This is a genomic window from Paenibacillus yanchengensis (assembly GCF_042684845.1).
Taxonomy (GTDB): domain Bacteria; phylum Bacillota; class Bacilli; order Paenibacillales; family Paenibacillaceae; genus Pristimantibacillus; species Pristimantibacillus yanchengensis.
Genome location: NZ_JBHUMH010000064.1, coordinates 134,241 through 160,435, shown reverse-complemented (window position 1 = coordinate 160,435; position 26,195 = coordinate 134,241). Strand labels below are relative to the sequence as shown.

Annotated in this window: 26 protein-coding genes; 25 read left to right on the top strand and 1 reads right to left on the bottom strand. The window is 39.2% G+C overall.

The genetic code is table 11. From position 1 onward, the window contains the following. Positions 1-7: 7 nt before the first annotated feature. The 5 genes from ylqF (at position 8) to ACFSTH_RS20600 (ending at position 4,240) form a co-directional block, all read left to right on the top strand. Positions 8-910 (top strand): ribosome biogenesis GTPase YlqF, encoded by a 903-nt coding sequence (gene ylqF / locus ACFSTH_RS20620; protein ID WP_377773438.1) that lies wholly within the window; start codon positions 8-10, stop codon positions 908-910. Positions 911-954: 44 nt separating this feature from the next. Continuing rightward, positions 955-1,551 carry a ribonuclease HII gene (locus ACFSTH_RS20615; protein WP_377773436.1) on the top strand — a complete coding sequence of 199 codons (597 nt, stop codon included), beginning with the start codon at positions 955-957 and terminating at the stop codon, positions 1,549-1,551. Between the two features lie 146 nt (positions 1,552-1,697). Then, positions 1,698-3,503: a hypothetical protein gene (locus tag ACFSTH_RS20610; RefSeq protein ID WP_377773434.1), complete on the top strand. Its 1,806-nt coding sequence runs from the start codon at positions 1,698-1,700 to the stop codon at positions 3,501-3,503. Continuing rightward, positions 3,500-3,865, top strand: coding sequence for an EscU/YscU/HrcU family type III secretion system export apparatus switch protein (locus ACFSTH_RS20605; protein ID WP_377773432.1), 366 nt, complete (start codon positions 3,500-3,502; stop codon positions 3,863-3,865). The genes ACFSTH_RS20610 and ACFSTH_RS20605 overlap by 4 nt, the downstream gene beginning before the upstream one ends. Positions 3,866-3,874: 9 nt before the next feature. After that, the gene (locus ACFSTH_RS20600) at positions 3,875-4,240 is read left to right on the top strand and encodes a YraN family protein (protein WP_377773430.1); all 366 of its coding nucleotides are present in this window, start codon (positions 3,875-3,877) and stop codon (positions 4,238-4,240) included. Between the two features lie 37 nt (positions 4,241-4,277). Here ACFSTH_RS20600 and ACFSTH_RS20595 read toward each other — a convergent pair whose 3' ends face one another. Continuing rightward, positions 4,278-5,876, bottom strand: a complete 1,599-nt coding sequence (locus ACFSTH_RS20595; protein WP_377773428.1) for a YifB family Mg chelatase-like AAA ATPase — start codon at positions 5,874-5,876, stop codon at positions 4,278-4,280. A gap of 350 nt (positions 5,877-6,226) precedes the next feature. Here ACFSTH_RS20595 and sucC point away from each other — a divergent pair, with 350 nt between their 5' ends. From sucC to ACFSTH_RS20495, 20 genes are all read left to right on the top strand, one after another. Then, a complete protein-coding gene (sucC, locus tag ACFSTH_RS20590; RefSeq protein ID WP_377773426.1) occupies positions 6,227-7,387 on the top strand; it encodes an ADP-forming succinate--CoA ligase subunit beta in 1,161 nt (386 codons plus the stop codon). Positions 7,388-7,441: 54 nt separating this feature from the next. Continuing rightward, positions 7,442-8,371, top strand: coding sequence for a succinate--CoA ligase subunit alpha (gene sucD, locus ACFSTH_RS20585; protein WP_377773424.1), 930 nt, complete (start codon positions 7,442-7,444; stop codon positions 8,369-8,371). Between the two features lie 147 nt (positions 8,372-8,518). Next, positions 8,519-9,730 carry a DNA-processing protein DprA gene (gene dprA, locus ACFSTH_RS20580; RefSeq protein WP_377773422.1) on the top strand — a complete coding sequence of 404 codons (1,212 nt, stop codon included), beginning with the start codon at positions 8,519-8,521 and terminating at the stop codon, positions 9,728-9,730. A 28-nt stretch (positions 9,731-9,758) separates the two neighbouring features. After that, the gene (gene topA, locus ACFSTH_RS20575) at positions 9,759-11,861 is read left to right on the top strand and encodes a type I DNA topoisomerase (RefSeq protein ID WP_377773420.1); all 2,103 of its coding nucleotides are present in this window, start codon (positions 9,759-9,761) and stop codon (positions 11,859-11,861) included. Between the two features lie 112 nt (positions 11,862-11,973). Beyond that, positions 11,974-13,317, top strand: coding sequence for an FADH(2)-oxidizing methylenetetrahydrofolate--tRNA-(uracil(54)-C(5))-methyltransferase TrmFO (trmFO, locus tag ACFSTH_RS20570; RefSeq protein WP_377773418.1), 1,344 nt, complete (start codon positions 11,974-11,976; stop codon positions 13,315-13,317). Positions 13,318-13,374: 57 nt separating this feature from the next. Then, complete coding sequence (gene hslV, locus ACFSTH_RS20565; RefSeq protein WP_377773416.1) at positions 13,375-13,920, top strand: ATP-dependent protease subunit HslV; 546 nt, start codon at positions 13,375-13,377, stop codon at positions 13,918-13,920. A 23-nt stretch (positions 13,921-13,943) separates the two neighbouring features. Then, positions 13,944-15,350 carry an ATP-dependent protease ATPase subunit HslU gene (gene hslU / locus ACFSTH_RS20560; protein WP_377773414.1) on the top strand — a complete coding sequence of 469 codons (1,407 nt, stop codon included), beginning with the start codon at positions 13,944-13,946 and terminating at the stop codon, positions 15,348-15,350. Between the two features lie 30 nt (positions 15,351-15,380). Next, the gene (gene codY / locus ACFSTH_RS20555) at positions 15,381-16,148 is read left to right on the top strand and encodes a GTP-sensing pleiotropic transcriptional regulator CodY (protein WP_377773412.1); all 768 of its coding nucleotides are present in this window, start codon (positions 15,381-15,383) and stop codon (positions 16,146-16,148) included. Positions 16,149-16,361: 213 nt separating this feature from the next. Next, complete coding sequence (gene flgB / locus ACFSTH_RS20550; RefSeq protein ID WP_377773410.1) at positions 16,362-16,778, top strand: flagellar basal body rod protein FlgB; 417 nt, start codon at positions 16,362-16,364, stop codon at positions 16,776-16,778. A gap of 3 nt (positions 16,779-16,781) precedes the next feature. Beyond that, positions 16,782-17,234, top strand: coding sequence for a flagellar basal body rod protein FlgC (gene flgC / locus ACFSTH_RS20545; RefSeq protein WP_377773408.1), 453 nt, complete (start codon positions 16,782-16,784; stop codon positions 17,232-17,234). 67 nt (positions 17,235-17,301) lie between these two features. Further along, positions 17,302-17,607 (top strand): flagellar hook-basal body complex protein FliE, encoded by a 306-nt coding sequence (gene fliE, locus ACFSTH_RS20540; RefSeq protein WP_377773406.1) that lies wholly within the window; start codon positions 17,302-17,304, stop codon positions 17,605-17,607. Positions 17,608-17,646: 39 nt separating this feature from the next. Further along, the gene (gene fliF, locus ACFSTH_RS20535) at positions 17,647-19,224 is read left to right on the top strand and encodes a flagellar basal-body MS-ring/collar protein FliF (RefSeq protein ID WP_377773404.1); all 1,578 of its coding nucleotides are present in this window, start codon (positions 17,647-17,649) and stop codon (positions 19,222-19,224) included. A 23-nt stretch (positions 19,225-19,247) separates the two neighbouring features. Then, complete coding sequence (gene fliG, locus ACFSTH_RS20530; protein ID WP_377773599.1) at positions 19,248-20,249, top strand: flagellar motor switch protein FliG; 1,002 nt, start codon at positions 19,248-19,250, stop codon at positions 20,247-20,249. Next, positions 20,236-21,081 carry a FliH/SctL family protein gene (locus ACFSTH_RS20525; protein ID WP_377773597.1) on the top strand — a complete coding sequence of 282 codons (846 nt, stop codon included), beginning with the start codon at positions 20,236-20,238 and terminating at the stop codon, positions 21,079-21,081. Before fliG ends, ACFSTH_RS20525 begins: the two co-directional genes overlap by 14 nt. Then, positions 21,074-22,393 (top strand): flagellar protein export ATPase FliI, encoded by a 1,320-nt coding sequence (gene fliI / locus ACFSTH_RS20520; RefSeq protein ID WP_377773402.1) that lies wholly within the window; start codon positions 21,074-21,076, stop codon positions 22,391-22,393. The genes ACFSTH_RS20525 and fliI overlap by 8 nt, the downstream gene beginning before the upstream one ends. 7 nt (positions 22,394-22,400) lie before the next feature. Continuing rightward, the gene (gene fliJ, locus ACFSTH_RS20515) at positions 22,401-22,847 is read left to right on the top strand and encodes a flagellar export protein FliJ (protein ID WP_377773400.1); all 447 of its coding nucleotides are present in this window, start codon (positions 22,401-22,403) and stop codon (positions 22,845-22,847) included. Positions 22,848-22,883: 36 nt separating this feature from the next. Continuing rightward, positions 22,884-23,813 (top strand): MotE family protein, encoded by a 930-nt coding sequence (locus ACFSTH_RS20510; protein WP_377773398.1) that lies wholly within the window; start codon positions 22,884-22,886, stop codon positions 23,811-23,813. Positions 23,814-23,836: 23 nt separating this feature from the next. Beyond that, positions 23,837-25,216: a flagellar hook-length control protein FliK gene (locus ACFSTH_RS20505; RefSeq protein WP_377773396.1), complete on the top strand. Its 1,380-nt coding sequence runs from the start codon at positions 23,837-23,839 to the stop codon at positions 25,214-25,216. Between the two features lie 28 nt (positions 25,217-25,244). Then, on the top strand, positions 25,245-25,757 hold the full coding sequence (locus ACFSTH_RS20500; RefSeq protein ID WP_377773394.1) for a flagellar hook capping FlgD N-terminal domain-containing protein: 513 nt from the start codon (positions 25,245-25,247) through the stop codon (positions 25,755-25,757). Further along, complete coding sequence (locus tag ACFSTH_RS20495) at positions 25,750-26,136, top strand: TIGR02530 family flagellar biosynthesis protein (RefSeq protein WP_377773392.1); 387 nt, start codon at positions 25,750-25,752, stop codon at positions 26,134-26,136. The genes ACFSTH_RS20500 and ACFSTH_RS20495 overlap by 8 nt, the downstream gene beginning before the upstream one ends. Positions 26,137-26,195: the final 59 nt, after the last annotated feature.

Here is a 26,195-nt window from a genome sequence, read left to right as displayed (position 1 = left end):
GAGTTTGTTGGATATTCAATGGTTTCCTGGTCATATGACTAAGGCGCGACGACAAATTGAAGCAAAATTGAAACTAATTGATATCGCTATTGAATTATTGGATGCGCGAATTCCATTATCAAGTCGCAACCCACTAGTTGATGAAATTTTATTGCATAAACCACGTCTAATCGTTTTAAATAAAAGTGACTTAGCCGATGCTCAAGCAACTAAAGCGTGGATAAATTATTTTGCTAATCAAGGTCATACTTGTATAGCGGTCGATTCCAATTCGGGGCATAATGTCAATCAAATTGCTATTCAATCGAAAATAATCCTTCGTGATTGGTTCGAAAGACAAATATCACGTGGCATAAATCCTCGGGCGATGCGGGCATTGATTGTTGGCATTCCTAATGTGGGCAAATCGACGCTAATTAATAAACTTGCTGGTCGTAAAATTGCACTTACTGGAGATCGTCCAGGAGTGACAAAAGGACAGCAGTGGATTAAAGTTACTGGTGGAGAACTCGAATTATTGGATACTCCAGGCATATTGTGGCCTAAGTTTGAAGATCAAACGGTTGGTTATCGATTAGCAGTTACTGGAGCTATAAAAGAAGAAGTGCTGCATATTGATGATATTGCCTTTTATGCGGTAAAAGATATGATCAAAAAGTATTGGTCAACACTAGCAGATCGCTATCAATTAAAATCGCCACCAGATAATGTGGAAGATCCCGAAGAAATTGTGAAAATAATGGAGCAAATCGGACGTGTCCGTGGATGTGTCATTAGTGGTGGGCAAATTGATTTTGATAAAACGTCATCCGTTATATTACGAGATTTTCGTGCCGGAAAGTTAGGCAATATTACATTGGAATTACCAGATGAGAATGTAATTATTACGACAAAAGATGACTTGAATTAAAAATTGCATCATCTACTAAGTATAGCTTGTAGTAGGAGGAGCAAATGATGTTGTTACAATACGAAAAAGAGCTGTATGAACAAGGATTTTCGATGATTGCAGGAGTAGATGAAGTAGGGCGAGGTTGTTTATTCGGTGATGTAGTAGCTGCAGCAGTAATATTGCCAGCAGGATATATATTAGAAGATATCAATGATTCAAAAAAATTGAGTGAACGGAAACGAGAACAATTGTATGAACAAATAACAGCAGATTGCATCGCGTGGTCTGTTTCTCGAAAAAATGCTCAAATCGTAGATACGGTTAATATTAAACAAGCATCCAAACTGGCTATGCAGCAAGCGATTGCTGAATTATCCACTACCCCTGATTATGTTTTAATCGATGCAGAGCAATTAATACTGCCTATCCCTTCACTCAGCCTTATTAAAGGCGACGCGCTTAGCCAATCGATTGCTGCTGCATCTATTATTGCTAAAGTAACTAGAGATCAGCTATGTAAAACAGAGTGGGAGACGAACTATCCGGGATATGGTATTGCTACCCACAAAGGTTATGCTACTAAAATGCATCAACAAAAATTGCGTGAACTCGGTGCTACAGCCGAACATCGTCAAACTTTTCTTACAAAAATACTATAGTTTGTAGATTATTATACATAAACACTGCTTTATTGAGCTGAATGGGTTCAGTATAGAGCAGTTTTTTTGTTGTATTATTTTATATTATGAAATAAAAGCTATATACCGATATATGTTATAAGTGACAGAGAGAAAGGAACGAGCGTATGAACATCGGACAATTAATGAGAAGTTTATTAGGAGAACGAACGGTAGGGGATTCTCGCACTTTAGAATTGAAAGTTGGTCAGGTCGTTCGTGGAGTAGTAACCGAGGTGCTGAGCGATTCAGAAGCTATTATCCAAATTCAAGGTGTGCATGTGCGAGCCAAACTGGAAACGATGATGCAAGTAGGTCAATCAGCACTATTGCATGTCGAGCCGCAATCTAGTGGCAATGTCATTGTTTTTAAGCAAGTAGATGCATTAGCGCTTGGATTGATGGAAACATCTTTAAGAGAGATGGTACAGCAACTTGGTTTGCCAGATGAGCAATGGGCACTTGTTATAGCCAAAGATTTACGACTAAATGGATTATCCGTACAACGTGCAACGATTCAATTCTTTGAACAAGCGATGGCATTGTTACCCCAGGGAGCCAATAATAAACAGTGGCTACAAGCGGCTACTTTATTGTTAAAGCGAGGCATGCCACCAACGAGTACTTCAATAGCGGCGATACAGCAAGTATTGTTTGATAAAGCTCCACATGAACTGCTACAACAGTTTAGTCAATTATTACGTTCTGAACAATCTGTTATGGGCAATAACCTATTTCAAACGAGTAGTTCATCCTATTTACCGATTGCCCAAAAATTAATTGCACTTATGGAAACATTACCACCTACTATAGATACTATGGATCGATATCGTATCCAATCAGATAACGCCACAACAGCTTCTAATTCGCCACAACCGATCATGAGCGATCTTAAATCTACACCTTCCGCTACTTCTGCGGAAGATAAACATCCACTAGCGCAGCTGATGAAGCAATGGGGACTAGACTATGAACGATCTTTGGCAAAAAGTGTAGCCGTTCATTCGTCACCATCTGTAGCTGATCAAGAGCAGCCAACGGGGCAACTTTTAGGAAATGATCGTGTGAATAATGTAGCGGTGTCGCAAGGCAGTGTAGATCATACTACAACTACTGCGAATGCGGCAAAAGTTGTGCAACAGACGGAACAGCATGTGCAGACTACCACATCTTCTCAGGCCAAGCTGCAACCTGAATCTTTACCGCTAAGAAGTGACATACAGATGGTAGGTACAGAAAAAATGGAAGCGCCGAAAGCGAATCATTCGGAAGTGGTCTTGCCTGCGGGGTCAAAAGTAGCCGAGACGATAGTACATTCTAATACAACGTTCGAACCAGCAGCATCACCTATCGTAAATAGAGAAGATATATCTCCTCCTGAAACGCTAAAAAGTTTATTGTTACAATTGCTTGCAGCTTCCGATACTCCACCCGCTGTCAAAGAATTAGCTAATCAATTGCTATTACAAGTGACTGGGCAGCAGCTTTTATTATCAGCGGAACGGAACCAAACGTTGTTTTCTCATGTTACGATGATGATTCCATTACAGGATGAAGCTGGAGGGAAAAGCGCTACGATTCACGTTCAAACGAGGCGGAACAAATCAGGTCAATTAGATGCCGAAAATTGTCGCTTAGTATTTCATCTTACAATGAATGCTTTAGGAGAAACGATGGTTGATGTTAATGTTGCTAATCGGTTAGTTAGTGTAAAAGTGGCTAATAATCATCCAATTATGGCAACGTTTATTCAATCAACGAACCGGACCGTTCTCTCGGACCACTTGGCTACATTAGGCTATCAATTATCGGGTTTGATGATGGCACCTTTACCAGACAAAAGTGTGGAGAAAAAGGAAGAGTTCGAAAAAAATAATTCATCTATCCAATCATTTTCCCCTACCCGTTATAAAGGAGTTGATTTAAAGGTATGAATATTGATTCAACAGATCAAGTGAAGCAACGATTGCAAGGGCAACAACTTGCAGCAGTATCGACTTATCAAAAACGAAAAGCAGTAGCTTTAAAATATGATCCGACACAAGAAAAAGCTCCTACTATAGCAGCAAAAGGTCAGGGGGTATTGGCAGATCGTATTATTGAGTTGGCTAATGAGCATAAAATTCCAATTCAACAAGATGCATCTCTAATTGAAGTGTTGTCTAAACTGGATGTAGAACAAGAAATTCCTCCCGAGTTATTTACAATTGTCGCTGAAATATTATCTTTTGTTTATCGAGCGGATCAAGAAGCGAAAGATTGGCTACAAGCGGAGTATGAGCAGTTTCGACTGTGAGGGAGCATAATGAGCGATGATAGAAAAAAAGTTGGCTCGTTAGGGGAACAAATGGCAAAGCAGCGATTAATTGAGCAAGGTTACTCTATTTTAGACGAGAATTGGCGCTGTAAACGTGGTGAAATTGATATTGTAGCTACATTTGCTGATCAAATCATTATTGTTGAGGTTAGAACGAGGAGACGGGAAACTTCGTTCGGTACAGCGTTGGAATCGGTTGATTATCGCAAACAAAAACGACTACAGTCGTTAGCGCAATATTATGTGGCTGTAAAAGGATTATCACAGAAAAATATTCGTTTTGATGTCATTGCTATTACAATGAATAGTAATTATCAGTTAATGAAATTTCAGCATATCGAAGCTGCTTTCTAATGCGTCTATGTAGACGATGGAAGCAGCTTTTGTTTTTTTAAAGTTCCATTTGTCTGTATTGTAAAGCTTCAGCAATGTGTTGTTCCGTGATAGATTCATTTTGTTCCATGTCGGCGATGGTACGAGCTACTTTAATTATACGATCATAGCTGCGCATACTTAACTGAAAATGATCAAACACATGTAATAATAATGTTTTTGCATTGGGCTCTAGTGATGCTGCTCGACGAAGAGCTGCTCCATTCAATTCACTATTATATTTAATAGCGAACTGTTTATTCCGTTGAAGCGAATATTGCCTTGCCTGCATGACGACTAGACGCATGGCTGCGGAAGAGTGTAAGGGAGATGATTGAAAATTATTTTGTGCAAGTAGCTGAACATCTGGTGTAGGTATCATATTGTTCATTTGTAGATGGATCGGTTTAGCGATATGTAACTGCATATCAAAACGATCTCGTAGTGGTCCAGATAGTTTGGAAAGATAGCGACTAATTTGGATAGAGGAACAGGTACAACGCTGATCATGATAAAGAGACTGATTAAAAAATCCACACGGGCATGGGTTATAAGACGCCAACAGCATAAAACTAGCTGGAAATGTAACTGCCGCTCTAGTTCGAGAAATATTAACAAAGCGATCTTCTAACGGTTGACGTAGCATCTCAAGTAACTGTCGTGGAAATTCCAACAGCTCATCCAAAAACAGTATGCCATGATGGGCCAGTGTTATTTCGCCTGGTTTTGGAATAATACCACCACCGATCAAGCCAGCGGAAGAAATAGTATGGTGTGGAGCGCGAAAAGGCGGCATTGCTAATAATCCATTCAAATGGGATGGCAGTTTCCCCGAAATGCTATATATTTTTGTGACAGCTAGCGCTTCATCTTCATCAAGTGGTGGCAAAATAGAAGGTAGTCTGCGTACCATCATTGTTTTTCCTGTTCCGGGAGCCCCTGATAACAGCACATTATGCTTTCCGCTCGCTGCTATTAACATAGCTCTTAAGGCGACTTGTTGTCCGATTACATCACTATAATCGAGCTGCTGTGTCATTTGATTCATCCATTTGTTTGTTTCCGATTCAGAATTTACGATAGCAAGAGCTGTATGAGTCGTACTATGTAACAAATCGTTAACGTTTGTTAGTTGTTTTAATTGCTTTAATCCTATGTAATGTAAACCAGATAGACAAATCGCTTCTTGGATATTGTCTTTAGGAAGAATGATATATCGAAACTGTTCTTTTCGAGCTTCTTCAATCATTGCCAACACACCTGCTAATGGTTGAACTGTCCCATCTAAGGAAAGCTCGCCAATAACTAAAGCGTCTGCAAACAAATCATTTCGCAATTGACCACTAGCTGTCAAAATACCAATCGCAATAGCTAAATCAAAGGAAGTACCTTCCTTACGTAAATTAGCAGGAGCCAAATTTACAGTAATCCGACCTAATGGAAACTGAAAACCACTATTTTTAATAGCAGCTCTTACTCGTTCAACCGCTTCTCGTATCGCTGGGTCTGGAAGCCCTACAATAGTCAATTGCGGTAAACCGTTGGCGATATCAACTTCTACAGCGATTTTCTTGCCATCAATTCCAACAATGGTTGCGCTATGGGTCAGGGAATACAAAAAAACACCTCCGTCTGATTGTTCAAATATCGGAAGGTGCTTCCTCACGGTAACTATTTAATTAAATTGATTATATGGTACTATTCTTTACATTGGCTCGTCAAGGGCGTGAGTAAAATATTTTTGCTGCCCCTTTTTACAATAATTTGCCCAAAGGTGATGCTAAACGGTATAATAACATGAAAGCATTTAAACACGCTCTATTCAATCTTAAATTGAGATGATATCCATATCAAAAAGGCTGTATTCTTTCCAGTCGAAAGTAAGGTACATGGAGCAAAAAAGTGTTACAATGGACAAGTATGTGTACATATGACTGATTTTAGTCTGTGAAATGGAGGATTTCAACGATGAACATCCATGAGTATCAAGGCAAAGCGGTTTTAAAACAGTATGGTGTAGTTGTGCCAGAAGGAAAAGTTGCCTTTACTGTTGACGAAGCTGTGGAAGCAGCCAAGGAGCTCGGAACATCTGTAGTAGTAGTAAAAGCACAAATTCACGCTGGAGGCCGCGGGAAAGCTGGCGGAGTGAAAGTAGCAAAGAATTTGGATGAAGTTCGTGCGTATGCAACAGAAATTTTAGGTAAAGTTTTAGTTACGCATCAAACAGGTCCTGAAGGAAAAGAAGTTAAGCGCCTTCTTATCGAAGAGGGTTGCGATATTAAAAAAGAGTATTATATCGGAGTTGTACTTGACCGTGATAGTGGTCGTGTGACGATGATGGCTTCTGAAGAAGGCGGTACCGAAATCGAAGAAGTAGCAGAAGCTACACCGGAGAAAATTTTTAAAGAAGTTATCGATCCGGCAGTAGGTATGCAAGCGTTCCAAGCTCGCAAACTAGCTTATTCAATTAATATTCCTAACAATCTTGTTAACAAAACAGTTAAGTTTATGTTAGCTTTGTACCAAGCATTTGTCGAAAAAGATTGCTCTATCGCTGAAATCAATCCATTAGTTGTAACGGGTGATGGTGAAGTGATGGCGCTTGATGCCAAAATTAATTTTGATTCTAATGCGTTGTATAGACATAAAGATATTATGGAGCTGAGAGATCTAGAGGAAGAAGATCCAAGAGAAATTGAAGCTTCTAAATATGATCTAAGCTATATCGCTCTAGACGGCAATATCGGATGTATGGTTAATGGTGCAGGTCTTGCAATGGCTACGATGGATATTATTAAGTACTATGGTGGAGACCCAGCAAACTTCCTTGATGTTGGCGGCGGAGCTACAACAGAAAAAGTTACCGAAGCATTTAAAATCATTTTGTCCGATGAAAATGTAAAAGGTATTTTTGTTAACATATTCGGTGGTATTATGCGCTGTGATGTCATTGCCAACGGTGTTGTAGAAGCGGCGAAGCAAATTAGTTTGAGTAAACCGCTTGTCGTACGTTTGGAAGGTACAAATGTCGATTTGGGCAAACAAATACTGAATGATTCGGGATTGAATATTGTAGCTGCAGATTCCATGGCGGACGGTGCTCAAAAAATCGTTAATCTCGTAAAGTAATGCTCTTTCTGCGTTTGTAAGCGCATATGAAATTTATCAGGGGATGTGAGTTAGTTGAGTATTTTGGTTAACAAAGATACAAAAGTTATCACGCAAGGAATTACTGGTGCTACCGGATTATTTCATGCCAAAGGTGCTCTTGATTACGGCACTCAAATGGTAGGCGGCGTTACTCCGGGAAAAGGTGGTACTAATGTAGATATTACGCTTGAAAATGGATCTGTTGTTTCCTTACCAGTTTTTAATACGGTACAACAAGCGGTTACTGCTACAGGTGCTACAGCTTCAGTTATTTATGTTCCTCCTGCGTTTGCTGCAGATGCAATAATGGAAGCAGTAGATGCGAAATTAGAACTCGTTATTTGTATAACGGAAGGTATTCCTGTTCTTGATATGGTGAAAGTGAAGCGTTATATGGATGGAAGTAAAACGGTACTTATCGGACCTAACTGCCCTGGCGTTATTACACCAGGCGAATGTAAAATTGGTATTATGCCAGGATACATTCATAGTATTGGTCACGTTGGTGTAGTTTCTCGTTCAGGTACGCTAACTTATGAAGCGGTTCATCAATTGACAACACGTGGAATTGGACAATCATCAGCGGTAGGTATTGGTGGAGATCCTGTCAAAGGATCTGAATTCATTGATATATTAAGCCGTTTTAATGATGATCCTGATACTTATGCTGTTATTATGATTGGTGAAATTGGTGGTACAGCAGAAGAAGAAGCAGCAGAATGGATAAAAGCTAATATGACTAAGCCTGTAGTAGGATTCATTGGGGGAGCAACAGCACCTCCAGGGAAACGAATGGGACATGCTGGTGCGATTATTTCTGGTGGAAAAGGTACAGCAGCAGAAAAAATTGCAACACTTGAAGCATGTGGTATTCAAGTAGCTCCTACTCCATCCGAAATGGGTTCAACACTAGTTCGCGTACTGGAAGAAAAAGGTTTGTTGGAAAAGTGTACGACGCACTAATAGTGAATGTTTCAGGTAAGCAACCTGCTCTATATGTAGAGCAGGTTTTTTTTGTTTTTCAAATAACAATTATAGTGCGCTTGCATTCGTAGCTATTGTAACGCACAATAGACTAAGTATGCTCGTGTGCAGATGGAGAGGATATCCGTGGTTCAAGCGTACTCATATGAAAGTGACAGCAATAACTTTTCGAGTGAACTTATACAACTACAAAAGCAGCTCGTTATTTCACTACATAGTTTGAAAGGTATTGGTTGGCATGCGATTAATAAAGTTTTGCGACACCAACTTTGGGCCAAAAATCAATGGTCGGAACAAGATTTAATATTTGCTGGATTGCGTTCAGATCAAATAAGCGTTATAGTAACAGCGTTTAGAAAAAAAGATTGGCGAGAAACTATTCATTTAAGTGATGACTTGCTAAATGAAGGTGTTTCCATCCTGACACCTTTTGATCCACTTTATCCTACAAGTTTACTTCAAATTGCACAACCGCCATGGATGCTATATATTAAAGGTCGGGTGGAATTGTTACAGCGCCCTGCAGTCGCTATCGTTGGCACACGCGTGCCGACAATGTATGGTCGCCATATTGCACGTAATTTCTCTCAGAAGCTCTCAAGCGAAGGTTTAACGGTCGTTAGCGGACTTGCTAGAGGTGTAGACGCTGAAGCGCACAAAGCGGCTCTGAGCGAAGCTGGTGCTACGATTGCTGTACTTCCTACTCCCATTAATAAGTGTTATCCTCCTGAGCATCATTCGCTCTATCGGGCGATAGTTCATAGCGGGTTAATTGTAACAGAGACACCTATTGGTGAACATTTACATCGCGGACAATTTCATCAACGTAACCGGATTATTGCTGGGCTTACCCAAGCTACAATAATAATAGAAAGCGGCGATAGCGGCGGTTCATTAATTACTGCAAAGCATGCTCTAGAAATGAACCGAGAAGTATTTGCGGTGCCGGGACCTATTGTATCAGCAAAAAGTGTAGGAACAAACGAATTAATTAAACAAGGGGCAGCACGATTAATAACTGAAATTGATCAAATTTATAAGGAAATTCCTTGGTTAAGAGACAGAGTAGAGCAATTTGTACAAAAACAATCTTGCAATGTTGAAGGTATGGGGCGTACAGTTAACAATGATAATCCCGAAACAATTACTTCAACGCAAGCAGTTTTAACCAATCAAGAAGTCGAAATTTTGCAATTATTAGCAGAAAAACCGTTGACATTTGATGAAATGATGTCCCATTTAGCAATTCCTTTTGGACATTTGAACATTCTTCTGCTAAATTTATGTATAAAACAGAAGATTATACAACAACCTGATTCAATATACATGTTAGTTTAGTCTTTTATAGAGAGAGGAGGCACCTCGTATGGCAGATTCATTGGTTATAGTCGAATCACCTGCCAAAGCTAAAACAATCGGAAAATATTTAGGCAGCAAATATATTGTCAAAGCTTCGTTAGGACACGTACGTGATTTGCCGAAGAGTCAGTTTGGTGTAGAAATCGAAAATGATTTTGAGCCGAAATATATTACGATACGTGGCAAAGGTAGCATCTTGAAGGAACTGAAAGATGCACGTAAAAAAGTAAAACATGTCTACTTAGCGGCTGACCCGGATCGCGAAGGGGAAGCAATTGCTTGGCATTTGGCGCATTATTTGGACTTAGATGAAACAGCTACTTGTCGTGTAGTATTTAATGAAATTACGAAACAAGCGGTTAAAGATGCTTTCAAAACGCCGCGAGCAATTAATATGGATTTGGTGAATGCACAACAAGCGAGAAGAATTTTAGATCGTTTAGTAGGTTATAAAATTAGCCCTTTATTATGGAAAAAAGTAAAAAAGGGGCTGTCCGCAGGAAGGGTACAATCAGTAGCTGTCAAACTTATTATCGATCGTGAAAACGAAATTGATGCTTTTATACCAGAAGAGTATTGGTCGATTACAGCTAAGTTGAATTTTTCAGGTGTACCTTTTGAAGCGAAATTTCATTCCTTAGTCAAAAATAAGTTGGAGCTAAAGAATGAGGAGACAGTCAAGCAAGTGCTGGCATCGATGGGAAAAGATGCTTTTTCAGTTATAGAAGTGAAAGAGAGAGAGCGATTACGTAATCCAGCACCACCTTTTATTACTAGTTCTTTACAACAAGAAGCAGCTCGTAAGCTTGGATTTAGAGCAGCGAAAACGATGTCCGTTGCTCAACAACTGTACGAAGGTGTAGAACTTGGCAAAGAAGGAACCGTTGGTTTAATTACGTATATGAGAACAGACTCGACTCGTATATCGCCTGTTGCACAAGAAGAAACGAAACAATTTATTACGGACAAGTATGGTGCGGAATTCAACCCAGAACAACCGCGAATTTATGTAAGGAAAAATAGTAATGCGCAAGATGCTCACGAAGCGATTCGTCCTACATCTTCGCTCCGGACACCAGAAGAGCTTAAATCTTTTATGTCAAGAGATCAATTTCGATTATATAAACTAATATGGGAAAGATATATTGCGAGTCAAATGGCTTCTGCAATACTAGATACTTTGACTGTAGACTTGCAAGCAGGAGAAGCAATATTCCGTGCTAATGGCTCGAAAATAAAGTTTGCTGGATTTATGAAAGTATACGTGGAAGGTAATGATGACGATACTGTGGAAGAGCATAAGTTTTTGCCACCACTTACTAAGGGTGATGCTACAACAACAGACTCGATCGAACCAAAGCAACATTTTACGCAACCACCACCACGTTATACAGAAGCAAGACTTGTACGAGAATTAGAGGAGCAAGGTATTGGTCGTCCAAGTACATATGCCCCCACGCTAGAGGTTATCCAAAAACGTGGTTATGTCGTTATTGAGGACAAAAAATTTATTCCTTCCGAACTCGGTGAACTAATCAATCAATTAATGGAAGAGTTTTTTCCTGAAATATTGGATGTAGAATTTACAGCATCATTAGAAGGTAATTTAGACTTTGTAGAAGACGGTTCACGCGATTGGGTGAAAGTACTAGGTGAATTTTACGAAACGTTTGAAAAGCGATTAGAAGTAGCCGAAGAAGAAATGAAAGAAATAGAACTAGAAGACGAAATCTCCGACGAGCTGTGTGACAAGTGTGGAAAACATCTCGTTTATAAACTAGGTAGATTCGGTAAGTTTCTTGCTTGTTCGGGCTTTCCAGACTGTCGCAATACAAAACCGATTATAAAAGATATCGGAGTAACTTGTCCAAAGTGCGAGTCGGGAAAAGTAGTCGAACGTAGAAGTAAAAAAGGTAGAATATTTTATGGCTGCGATCATTATCCTGAATGTGATTATGTATCTTGGGATAAGCCGACAGCAAAACCATGTCCGCAATGTGATACGAGATTAGTGGAAAAACGAAATAAAAGTGGTGTTCGTTTATTGTGTACTTCGTGTAGTTATACCGAAGAGATGCCTGAAGAAGGAGAACATGAAACGGACGACTAAGAAAGCTTTAGCACTAGTGTAAGCTAACACCCTCCTGCATAAGGAGGGTGTTAGCTATCCAAGCAACTTATTAATTACATGAGAAATAAGATATAATGAAAGTAGCTTGATAATGTTTACTATATGTGGAGGGAAATCATTGACGATGCAATCTGTAACAGTAATTGGTGCAGGGCTAGCCGGCAGTGAAGCTGCTTGGCAAATAGCAAAACAAGGGGTAAAGGTGACGCTCTATGAAATGCGTCCTGTAAAGCAAACACCAGCTCACCATACAGCACAATTCGCAGAGCTAGTGTGCACAAACAGTTTGAGAGCGACAGGTTTAGCTAACGCAGTAGGTGTTTTGAAAGAAGAAATGCAAATGTTGGACTCTGTTATCATTAGCAGTGCTGTGCAACATGCAGTGCCCGCTGGAGGCGCGTTAGCGGTCGATCGTGAAGGCTTTTCAGCAGAAGTGACGAAGCGACTACAAGAACATCCATTAATTGATGTGAAGAATGAAGAAGTGACTACAATTCCAAAAGATGGTATCGTTATCATTGCGACTGGACCTCTTACTGCTGCTGATTTATCACAACAAATCCAAGATTTATTAGGCGAAGAGTACTTTTATTTTTATGATGCAGCAGCTCCAATTGTTGAAAAAGATTCGATTGATATGAGTAAAGCGTATTTAGCTTCTCGTTATGACAAAGGTGAAGCAGCGTATATTAATTGTCCAATGACAGAAGAAGAATATGATCTATTTTATGATGCGTTAATAACAGCGGAACAAGCAGCACTTAAAGATTTTGAAAAAGAAATGTATTTTGAAGGCTGTATGCCGATTGAAGTAATGGCAAAGCGTGGGAAGCAAACGACTTTGTTTGGTCCAATGAAGCCTGTTGGTTTAGTTAATCCTCATACAGGGAAGTTGCCACATGCTGTTGTCCAATTAAGACAAGATAATGCAGCAGGGACACTTTATAATATTGTTGGTTTCCAAACTCACTTAAAGTGGGGAGAACAAAAGCGAGTGTTTTCACTTATTCCTGGTTTGGAAGAAGCAGAATTTGTTCGTTTTGGAGTCATGCATCGCAATACATTTATCAACTCACCGCAATTGTTAGAAGCGACATATCAATTTAAAAAGAGACCTCAATTGTTTTTTGCAGGGCAAATGACCGGAGTTGAAGGATACGTAGAATCTGCTGCTTCAGGACTTATAGCAGGTATTAATGCCAGCAGATTAGCTCGTGGAGAACAATTATTAGTATTACCACAGGCATCAGCTATAGGTAGTCTTGCGTATTATATAACAACGGCTAATTTTAAACACTTTCAACCGATGAACATTAACTTTGGGCTCATGCCTCCACTGGATAAAAAAATCCGCAACAAAAAAGAGAAAAACGAAGCGATTGGACAACGTGCACTCGATGCGATCACTCAATTTAAAGAGGAACATTTATCGTAAGTTGCCGTACAGTATCAAGACTGGGTTATTTAGGTTAACGAAGGAGGATGGAATGAAATGGAAATGAGATTTCACGCTACGACTATCTGTGCCGTACGTCACAATGGAAAAGGTGCAATAGCTGGAGATGGTCAAGTGACATTCGGCGAAAGTATGGTTATGAAACATAGTGCCAAAAAAGTAAGAAGACTTTATAGAGGTCAAGTTATTGCTGGCTATGCTGGATCAGTAGCGGACGCTATTACGTTATTTGAAAAGTTCGAAGGAAAATTAGAAGAGCATCATGGGAATTTGCAAAGAGCAGCAGTAGAAATGGCAAAAGAGTGGCGTTCTGATCGCGTACTTCGTAAATTAGAAGCGATGATGTTGGTGATGGATAAACAAGGCTTACTTCTAATCTCGGGAAATGGTGAAATTATTGAGCCGGACGATGGATTGATCGCCATAGGTTCTGGTGGTACATTCGCTTTGGCAGCAGCTAGAGCAATGAAGCAACATGCTACTCAATTGGAAGCAGTAGAAATAGCGAAATCAGCGCTTCATATTGCAGCGGATATTTGTGTATATACGAACCATAATATTATCGTGGAAGAAATTGAATAACGTAATAAGAGGGAGATGAAATCATGGGTAAGGAAACGATGACTCCAAAACAAATTGTAGAGGAGCTAAATAAGTATATTATTGGTCAAAAACAAGCAAAACGCTCTGTTGCGGTTGCTCTACGTAATCGATATCGTCGTGAAAGATTAGACCCTTCATTGCGAGAAGAAATTGTTCCAAAAAATATTTTGATGATTGGTCCAACTGGTGTCGGAAAAACAGAAATTGCTAGAAGACTAGCTAAACTAGTAAAAGCGCCGTTTATAAAACTAGAAGCAACGAAGTTTACAGAAGTCGGATATGTCGGACGCGATGTTGAATCGATGGTACGAGATTTGATGGAGACATCTATTCGAATGGTTAAAGTGGAGAAGACAGAAGAAGTGCGTGATCGTGCAGAAGTTAATGCCAATGAACGGATTATATCGTTGTTAGCTCCTTCACCAAGTAAAAGCAAGTCATCTAAAAACCCTTTTGAAATGTTATTTGGTGCTAATTCCGAAGAGGAAGAGAAGCAAGATAACCCAGAAGTCGATCAGCAGTTACACGATAAGCGGAGCGACTTATTCAAGCAATTGGAAGAAGGACAATTAGAAGAAATATTAATTGAAATTGAAGTTGAGGATTCCACTCCAACGATGTTTGACATGTTAGCTTCTGGTCAAGGGCCTGAAGGTATGGGGATGAACATGCAAGAACTGTTCGGTCAATTAATGCCACGTAAACCTAAACGTCGTAAATTGCCGATAAAAGAAGCGAGAAAAGTACTAATTCAAGAAGAGGCTAATAAACTAATTGATATGGATGATGTTATTACAGAGTCTATTCTACGAGCGGAGCAAAGCGGGATTATTTTTATCGACGAAATTGATAAGGTTGCTAGCCCATCTTCTAGAGGTAACGGTCCAGATGTGTCACGAGAAGGGGTACAGCGCGATATACTGCCGATTGTAGAAGGTTCAACAGTAATGACGAAGTATGGTCCGGTAAAAACAGACTATATATTGTTTATTGCAGCCGGCGCATTTCACATTGCCAAACCAGCGGATTTGATTCCAGAGTTACAAGGACGGTTTCCGATTCGTGTGGAACTGAATAGTTTAACAAAAGAAGATTTTGTCAGTATTTTAACAGAACCACAAAATGCTTTGACAAAACAATATACAGCTTTATTAGAAACAGAAGGAATTGAAGTGCAGTTTTCGGAAGCGGCGATAGAAGAGCTAGCTACAATTGCAGCCGATCTAAATCGCAATACCGAAAATATTGGGGCGCGACGTTTGCATACTATTTTGGAGAAATTGCTAGAAGATTTATCTTTTGAAGCACCAGAATTAACATTAGAGCATCTACTAATTACACCAGAGTACGTAAAAGAGAAATTGGGCAGCATTGCACAGAATAAAGATTTGAGTCAATATATTTTATAGTGCGATTGGTTGTAGGAGGAAAATAGGCACATGAGTTTATTGTTGAAAACGAGGACGCTAAATCGGTTGCTACAGAAAGCAGCTGGCAAAGCTGTTAACTTTAAAGAAATGGCAGAAGTGCTTAGTTCCACTATTACGGCAACTGTTTTTGTTGTAAGTCGAAAAGGAAAGATTTTAGGTTGTGCAGCTTATGATGTCTACGATCAAGATTATTTACGTTCGTTATCTGGGGAACAATTACGTTTTTCTGAACAAATTAATGAACGGTTTTTAGATATAACAGAATCAATACAAAATATTGTCCCTGATCCGGGCATCAAAGAAACGTTTCATACGATGATCGATCAAAGTCTAATGACGATTGTGCCGATTAGCGGTGGTGGCAAACGACTAGGTACTTTAATTATTACACGTGCAGATGGTTTGTTTAGTGAAGAGGATTTAATATTAGCAGAATATGGTTCTACCATTGTTGGTATGGAAATTATCCGTGAACGAACGGAAGAGATGGAGCAAGAAATACGTAGTAGAACTGCTGTATCTGTTGCTGTAGGCTCTCTATCTTTTAGTGAACATGAAGCTGTAGAAAATATTTTTGAAGAACTGGACGGTAAAGAAGGGCTGCTAGTTGCATCTAAAGTAGCTGATCGAGCAGGAATTACTCGTTCCGTTATCGTCAATGCGCTTCGCAAGCTAGAAAGTGCGGGTGTTATTGAGACGAGATCGCTTGGAATGAAAGGAACATATATTAAAATTCTTAATCAACAATTATTGATAGAATTAGAAAAAAAGAATTGAATTAGTAAAAAAGTCACATAAATAGGCTTGTCTATACGTTAGGCAGGCCTTATTTCTTATTCCTAAAATAAGCCCAATTTCCAAAATATTGATGTGTCCAAATCGTGAAATTAGTATTTATAAATATTTATTTGTCGAACAAAGAAGGAATATCTAATTATTTGTTGAATTATCTTAAAATCAGGATTCTTAAACGAAAGTGGTGAGAACGTAGTGGAAATATTGAATAGTGCTTCATTTCAGCGGCTGCAAGGGGCAGTTAAAGCTAGTGAAATGCGTCAACGTGTCATTTCTAACAACATTGCTAATGTTGAAACACCGCATTTTAAGCGAGCTGAAGTGATATTTGAATCGATGCTTGAACAGTCACTAAAAAGTGGGAGTCTAGAAAACCATGTAGGCAAAAAGACCGACTCTAGACATTTTGATATAGGAATAACATCCGGCAATATGCCTATTCCTAAAGTAGTGGTTGATGAGCGAACAGTAATGGGAAATCATAAAAACAATGTAGATGTTGATAGCGAAATGTCTTTATTAGCAAAAAATCAACTAAATTATAGTTTTTATGTACAACAGCTCAATCATGAAATGAAGATGATGAATATTGCTATAGAGGGGAGGGGTTAATTTATGAAAATTTCAACGGGGCTTGATATTAGTGCATCTGCTTTAACGGCACAACGATTACGAATGGATGTTATTTCATCGAACATTGCTAATGCTGAAACGACACGAGCAGAATTTGTTGATGGTAGATTTCAACCTTATCGAAGAAAAATGACCGTCTTATCTCCAATGAATCAATCATTTTCTAATATGTTGCAGGATCAATTGGGATTACCTGGTAGTAAAAGTGGAGTGAAAGTAACAAAAATCACTGAAGATAGTTCGCCATTTAAGCTATCATATAATCCAACCCATCCGGATGCAGACGAGGCAGGCTACGTACGTATGCCCAATGTAGATGTAGCGAAAGAAATGATCGATATGATTGCAGCAAGTCGTGCTTATGAAGCAAACGTCACAGCAATTAATGCTTCCAAATCGATGTTTGTCAAAGCGTTAGAAATTGGCAGGAAATAAGATTAGAGTTAAAGCAATGTAAAATGTAATTTGTAGATCTATCAAGTTGTTGTTGGAGGGAAAATTTATGATACAACAAGTAGCACTCGGATCATCCGTTCCGAACAATATAATAGACACTAAAGTGAAAACAAACAATACAGCGGCCCAAGTAGCCGATACCTTTGGTAGTCAGTTACAAAAAGCACTGGAGAGCATTGAATCGCAACAAGCACAAGTACACCAACTAAATGATACATATTTAACAGGACAAGTAGATGCATCAGAAGTGCTAATTGCAGCACAACAAGCTCAACTCAGTTTACAATTAGTAGCTCAAGTTCGTAATAAAGCGATTGAAGCTTATCAAGATATTATGAGAATGCAAGTTTAACAGATTCTGATGTAGAGAGAGATTGGGTGAGGTGACAACGTGAAAGAAAAATTCGCCCAATATCGCGAAAGACTCACACAAACGTGGAGTCAAATGGGCAGAAAGCAAAAAGTATGGTTAGGTGCCTCAATAGGCGGTATATTGCTTACGATTATATTACTAACAGTCGTTTTTACAAGAACAGAGTATGAACTAGCGTTTAAAAATTTAGATGAAAATGATGCCTATGCAGTCATTCAACATTTAGAAGAAAACGGTATTCCTTATGAACTGAGCAGTAATGGAAAAAACATCTCTGTACCGAGTAAAGTAGCCTCTAGAGTGAAAATTGATGCTGGATCACAAGGATTAGTTCAAAATGGGTCTATCGGATTTGAAATGTTTGCAAACAGTAATTCAGCGCTTGGTACAACCGACAATGAATTTAACGTCCAGTATCAGCACGCTTATAATGGAGAAATCCAAAAGCTTTTAAATAGTTTGCAAGGAATTGAAAGAACCGAAGTATTAGTTAATCGTCCTGAAGAAAGTATTTTTTTAACCCCTGCTGAAGCTAACAAAGCTACGGCTGGTCTTACCATTAGTTTTAAACCAGGATACAAACCGTCGCAAAAAGAAATTGATGGCTATTATAATTTAGTGAAGGCATCCGTGCCCGAACTGGAATTAGAAAATATCGTTATCATTAATCAAATGGGTGAACAACTTGTATCGTCTGAAGTAAGTGGGCAAACTGAAGTTGGCTTGGACGCTATTATGATGCAATTCCAAATTCAACAAAAGTTTGAAGCGGAAATATCTAAAAATGTGAAGCAGTACTTAGGTTCTTTTGTAGATATGAATAAAACAGTAGTAACGGTAGCTAGTAGTATTAATTTTGACAAAAAGTTGAGTAAAGAAGAATTAGTAGCGCCGTTAGAAAACAATAATAATAACGGAATTATTATCAGTGAACAAATTAACAATAGTAGTTCAACAAATGCTGGTGGTATGGCCGGTGGTGTAGCAGGGACGGGAGAGACTGACGTTCCTAGTTATGATGCGGGAACAGAGGGAAATGGTAGTTCTGAAACGAATAATCAAACTCGTAATTACGATGTCAATCGCATTAGTAATAGTATAGAATCTGCACCTTTCGTCTTAAAAGACTTAACTTTAAGTGTTGTCATTGATGAAACAGAAATTGCAGATGAAGCAAGCAAAGCGCAAATATTACAGTCCTTGACGACATTCGTTCGAGGTAAGCTGGCGGATTCAGGTCAAGATGTCAATAATGATCAACTCATGGAGAAAAAAGTGTCTCTAATCGCACGTTCATTTGGTGCTGACGCAACAGTTGCCGCGAATACTGGGTTATCAACGGGATGGGTAATTGGTATCGGTGCTGGACTGGTTGCATTAATTGGTGGATTAATATTTATGTTAGTTCGTAAACGTAAGCAGCAAGCAGCAGAAGAAGAGGATTATATCGCTTCTCCATCGAAGATGGAGTTCCCTACACTAGATACAGAACATGTGAGTGAGGAAGATCTTGCACGCAAAAATCTTGAAACACTTGCTAAGCAAAAACCAGATGAATTCGTTAATCTACTGCGTACATGGTTGGTCGATGAATAGGGGGAAAGCACGTGGCAAGAGGAATGCACTCACTTACTGGACGTCAGAAAGCAGCGATACTACTTATAACACTTGGTCCAGAAGTATCTGCTCAAATTTTTAAACATTTGCGAGAGGAAGAAATAGAACAGTTAACACTCGAAATTGCAAATGTGCGAAAAGTAGATGGTGAAGAAAGAGAAATGATTATTGGTGAATTCCATCAAATATGTTTGGCACAGGAATATATTTCACAGGGTGGAATCGCTTATGCCAAAGAAATTTTGGAAAAAGCATTAGGCGTAGATAAAGCAATTGATGTCATCAATCGATTAACGGCAACATTGCAAGTTAGACCTTTTGATTTCGCTAGAAAAGCAGATCCATCACAAATTTTAAACTTTATTCAAAATGAAAATCCACAAACGATTGCTTTAGTATTATCTTATTTACAATCTGATCAAGCATCTCAAATTTTGTCATCACTACCACAAGAAAAACAAGCAGAAGTAGCGAGAAGAATAGCGCTTATGGATAGTACCTCTCCAGAAGTGATTTCGCAAGTAGAACGAGTACTTGAGCAAAAATTGTCGGCTACCGTTACACAAGATTATACAAATGCGGGTGGTATCGATTCTATCGTTCAAATATTGAATGGAGTCGATCGTGGTACGGAACGTATTATTTTGGATGCTCTTGAAATAGAAGATCCTGAATTAGCGGAAGAGATTAAAAAGCGGATGTTTGTATTTGAAGATATTGTTAGTGTCGATGATCGTTCCATTCAACGCATTATTAGAGATATTGAAAATGCTGATCTACAGCTGGCGCTTAAAGTGTCAAGTGAAGAAGTACGCGAGGTAATATTCCGAAACATGTCTAAACGAATGTCAGATGCCTTCAAAGAAGAGATGGAATTTATGGGTCCAGTACGATTGCGCGATGTTGAGGAAGCTCAAACTCGTATCGTAGCAACGATCCGTAGATTGGAGGAATCCGGAGAAATCATCATTGCTCGTGGCGGAGGAGATGATGTCATTGTCTAATCTGATTAAAGCAACTAGAGTGATACCAGTGGAGATGCACAAGCAACTTGAAGTGCTGCAAAAGTTTGAATCTGTGAAACAATTAACAGAGGATACTAATGTTACAGCTCCATATATTCCTGATCAAGATACCGTTAATTTACGAGATCAAATATTGAGTGATGCGCAATACGTAGCAGAAGAGAAGCTGCGTGATGCGCAATTAGAAAGTGATCGAATAATAGCAGAGGCGCAAGAACAAATAGAGCAATGGTGGGCGGAAAAACGTGCGGAGGATGAGGAATTGATCCATCTAGCCACCGAAGAAGCAAGAGCAGTTGGTATGCTAGAAGGAAAAGAACAAGCTACCCAAGAAGTGAATAGCAATTGGAAGCAAAAAATCGATAGTGCGTCGCATCTATTGTTAGAGGCTTATGAATGGAAAGAGCAGATTATTCAAGAGTCAGAGACATTTTTAGTAGAGTTAAGTTGTGCAATAGCTGCCAAAGTAATAGGAAAACAGCTTTCAGAGCAAGAAGAATTAGCTATTTCGTTTATTAAAAAAGCACTAACTACTAGACGCGAGCAAGGCATCATCACATTGTGTGTAGCACCGGAAAGAGTAGTATTGGTCGAAGCTGCAAGAGAAGAATTACAACTGCTGCTAGATTCACAAGCTACTTTGCAAATTGTCCCAGATTCTACTGTTGTAGATTTCGGTTGTGTTATCCGATCAGAATTTGGCAGTGTAGATGCTAGAGTAGATACACAGCTTGCTGAAATCAAGCGAGAATTACTACAGGTGGCTCATCGATCTTCGGAGCAAGGACAGGGGCCTACAAACTATGATTGAACTAAATGTAAACAAGTACTTAGAGCAATTGCATAAAATTGATCCTATTCGGATAAACGGTAAAGTTAAACAAGTTATAGGACTTACTGTGGAATCAGAAGGTCCTGATGCAAGCATAGGGGATGTTTGCTACATTTATCCATTGAAAGATGCTGAGCCGCTCGCCGCAGAAGTGGTTGGATTTCGAAATAATAAAGTAATACTGATGCCACTTGGCGATTTGCATGCGATCGGACCAGGATGTGATGTTGTTGCTACGGGAAAACCATTAACAGTTCAGGCAGGTTCAGAATTACTTGGCAAAGTTTTGGATGGTCTTGGAAGACCGTTAGATGGCAGCCAATTATCTGGGCAACTGACGGCATGTTCCACTCATAACAAACCGAGTAATCCATTACAAAGACCTCGAGTAGTTGAGCCACTTAGTATTGGTGTTCGGGCGATAGATGGATTACTAACAGTTGGTCAAGGACAACGGGTCGGTATATTTGCAGGTTCGGGGGTCGGGAAAAGTACATTACTCGGAATGATTGCTCGTAATACTGCAGCGGATGTTAACGTTATTGCATTGATAGGTGAGCGTGGGCGAGAAGTGTTGGAGTTTATTGAACAGGATTTGGGCGAAGAAGGTTTAGCTCGTTCCGTTGTTATTGTCGCAACTTCTGATCAACCTGCACTTATTCGAATAAAAGGAGCGTTAATTGCAACTACTATTGCAGAATATTTTCGTGATCGAGGATTAAACGTCATGTTGATGATGGATTCTGTTACTCGTTTTGCGATGGCTCAACGGGAAGTCGGACTTGCGATCGGCGAACCGCCAGCTACAAGAGGATATACCCCATCGGTATTTGCGGCATTGCCTAAACTATTAGAAAGAGCAGGAACTGGACCGACAGGTACGATCACTGCATTCTATACTGTATTGGTTGATGGTGATGATATGAATGAGCCAATTGCTGATGCAGTTCGTGGTATATTAGACGGTCATATTGTACTTAGTAGACAGCTTGCTAACAATGGTCATTTTCCTGCTATTGATATATTAGCTTCGATTAGTCGTGTCATGAATGCGATCGTATCATCTGATCAACAACAAGCAGCGATAGAACTAAAGCGACTATTAGCAGTGTACAAACAATCGGAAGATTTAATTAATATAGGTGCTTATCAACACGGTTCTAATCGTGATATCGATCAAGCATTGCTTTATATTGACCAAATTAATAGTTTTTTGCGTCAAAAGACGACGGAAAAGGTTAGTTTCACTGAAGCGATGCAACAATTGTTAGATGGATTTAGTGGAGGCTGATGAAGCAGTGTCTAACTTTCAATTTGTATTTCAAAAGATTGTAGATTTAAAAAGTAGTGAAAAAACACAAGCGGAGTGGCTGTTATCCAATGCCTTGTCTACATTGCATACCGAAGAGCATACACTAGAACAGTTACAGGCAAGCAAAGCAGAATGGGAACAACAAATGTTGCTCGCCACACAAAATGGAGCTTCATTAGCGGAAATACAACTATTTCAACATTATATAGAGCATCTTTATACAAAAATAGAAGCTAAACTCATCGATGTGAAAAAAGCTCAGTTTGCAGTGTATAACAGTAGGCACGAATTAGGCGAACGTTTGAAGGACGAGAAAGTGTGGCTGAAAACAAAGGAACGTGCGAAGCAACAGTTTGATCATTCGTTAAAGTTAAAAGAACAAAATGAGCTTGATGAACTGGCGACCGCTCGATTCATAATGTCTGCTCCGTAATGCAAGACGTTCTACAGGCTAGAAGGAGTGTGAAATGTGGCGGATACAGATATGGAAAAGGATGGATATAGTCGTTTTGCAAGATTTATGATGCTAACCGTTCCGGTAGTAATGGTAGTAATACTGTTAGTAGTATTAGCAGCTTTTATTGATACGGATTTTCGTAATCGATTGTATCAAGTCGGTCAAGCGATTCCAGTAATCAATAAAATCGTTCCTGAACCACGTATAACGGGTAGTTCCATGAATGATGAACAGATTCGTACTATTAAGTTAAATGAAAAAATTGCAGAATTAGAGCAACAAGTATCTTCACTTGAAGCAGAATTGCAGACAGCTGTAGAAGAAAAAGAAGAGCAGGAAAGTATGGTAGCTGAACTTGAAGTGGCATTAGAAAAAACTCAGTCAGAAGAAACAAATGCTACTGACGATGCTACACCATCGAATGAAGTGACCAACGAACAATATAATGCTAAGGTTACCGAGCTTGCAAGTATGTTTTCTAAGATGATGCCTAGTAAAGCAGCACCTATCATTCAAAATATGACGAATGAAGAAGCTACATTACTATTTTCTGCAATGCGATCAGATGATCGAGTTCGAATTATGGAAAAAATGAATCCTAAGCAAGCAGCCGATTTAACTGTATTGTTGAAAGACGAGAAGCCAGCAAAAGATTTGCAGTTGGCAGCATTACAGTCACAGATTAATAAGCTGAAAAAAGAGCAACCGACAGTGGCGGCTAGTACGATAGAAAAGGATCAACTAGCAGCGACTTTTAATAGTATGGATGCAAAAAGTGCAGCCGATTTACTATTGAAAATGAATGAACTTAGTACAGGTAAAGTGTTAAAAACATTAGAAGCTATGAATGATAAGGCTCGTTCTGCTGTTCTAGCAGAAATGGCTACTAGCAATCAAGCGAAAACAGCACAAATTGTAGCAAAATTAATACCTGGCAAGTAATTTTAGTGAAAGGAGGTGAAAATATGAATCTCGCTCCATTTGCTATATTAAATAATGCCTCAGCAGCAGGAGCAACCAATCATTCTGCTTCCATCGTAAGTAGTGAAGGTAATAGTGCGGTTAATCCAATCTTTGGGCGAGTACTCTTTACACAATTAAACGATTCTTCAAGTGAAAATGTTGCAAAAGATAGTATTCCGTCCGTCGGGATTCCACTTACAGCTTCATTGTCATCGATCGTTAATCCAGAACAATCAGAAATATGGTCCGATGAAGAATTATTAAATATGTTGGAATCATTATTAACAGAAATAGACCAATGGCTAGAAAACCCAGATCTTTCTGTTATAGATGTAGAACTACTAGAACAAATAATGAATAACATGCAAGCTATCTTTCACTTTATGCAATTGGATACGGAACCTGTTACTTTACCAAGCGAGCTCTCTTTATCGACAGTAGTTAAGGAAGGCGAGATGCAGCAAGCTACTACAAAACAGCTGTTTCAACAATTGCAACAAATGTTGCTACAACTACAAACTAGTATGGAACAACCTACTCAAATAAAGATGTATGGACAGCACGACGAGCAATATTTGCAGTCGCAGTTGATGAATAATTTATCGAAGCTAGACCAGTTGGTGTCTTTATCTGACAAGAGTAAACTTAGCGACCAGCAGTTGAAAGTAGAAGTGCCTACTTGGTTACTAAAAGATAGTAATTCATCTGGATCAGCAGTAGAACATCTCCATAAGTTAACTACAGTTAATGCAACTATGTTTAAGACAGGCGAAACTACGGAGCAAGTGACTACTTTAGCAACTCTTACGTCAGATACTGTGGCAGAAGCAGCACCACTTCCGTCAGTCCCTATCTCTCAATTGCAATTAGGTAGTCGGTTGACTAGTCTAGTGACGACATCATCTACCGCTTCTACTTTTGTCGTGGCTGATGAGTTTGCTGATACAATGTCCGATATGATCGTTCAACGATTTACGATTACTACGTTAAATGGTATGTCTGAAGCAAAATTACAATTATATCCGGAGCAATTAGGGCAAGTCGATGTAAAATTGATGATGCAAAATGGGCAACTAACGGCACTATTTCGAACAGATAATATAGCAGCACGAGATTTGTTAGACGGGCAAATGGCACAACTGCGAGCAGCGCTTCAAGCGCAAGGGTTGCAAGTAGAAAAAATGGTCGTATCGTATGAGCAGGCTAATCCAGCTACTGATTTCAATCAGCAGCACCACCAACAACAGCAGCAACATAAACAAAAACATTTGTTGCATGATTTAGAGGAGCAATTGATGCCCATCAACTTTGAAGCTGAGTTACTCCAACAAACAATTATTCAACAATTAGGGATGGGTAGAGCAATTAATACGTCGGTCTAAATGGGAAACACGGAGGTGAAATATAATTATGCCTAATTCAGTTTTCACAAGAAATGTTTGGCCTAACTATCATTCCGATAATATCTATAAAGCTTCAAAACGAGAAGCTGGAGATGCGCTTGGAAAAGACCAATTTATGAAAATTTTAGTTGCCCAGTTACGTAATCAAGATCCAATGCAGCCGATGCAAGATAAAGAATTTATTGCTCAAATGGCGCAGTTTACATCCGTGGAACAATTGATGAATATTACGGGAGAGCTGACACTATTACGGCAAAATATTGGAACAGCATCTAATTTGATAGGTAAAGAAGTGCAATGGAATGAGTATGATGATAAAGGTGAAGTAATTACGAAAAATGGTATTGTCAACTCTATTGTACTTAAAGAAGGATTATTGTTCGCCAAAATTGGTGAAAGTGAAGTTGCGATTGACTATTTAATTTCGATATCGGAACCGAAATCAGAAGAAGTTAGTCCAACACCAATTGATCCACCTGGCAATGAAGAAGGGGAAGAAGCTGGTGATGTAAATGAATAACTACATTAACAATGGGATGATACCGGGTTCGATACATCCTACCCAGCGTTTAGTTTCACCAACTAATGTTTCGCGAGTACAGGAGTCGGCTCCATCAACCAGCTTCCAGCGTATACTTGATAATAAGTTATTAAAATTTAGTCAACATGCCGAAATGCGGCTTTCACAGCGTGGAATTCAACTTCAACCAGAGTCACTAGTGCAACTGAGTAATGCGATTGATGCTGCCGAAAAAAAGGGAGCAAAAGATTCTCTTGTCGTGTATAACAACGTAGCTTTTATCGTTAATGTTCCTAGTCGTACAGTTGTAACAGCGATGGATGGAAAACAAATGCAAAATAATATATTTACACAAATAGATAGTGCCATTATTTTATAATAGAGCTGGACCGAAAAGGAAGCTCTTTAGCTAGCTGATCGACAGATGCAAGCGAATGG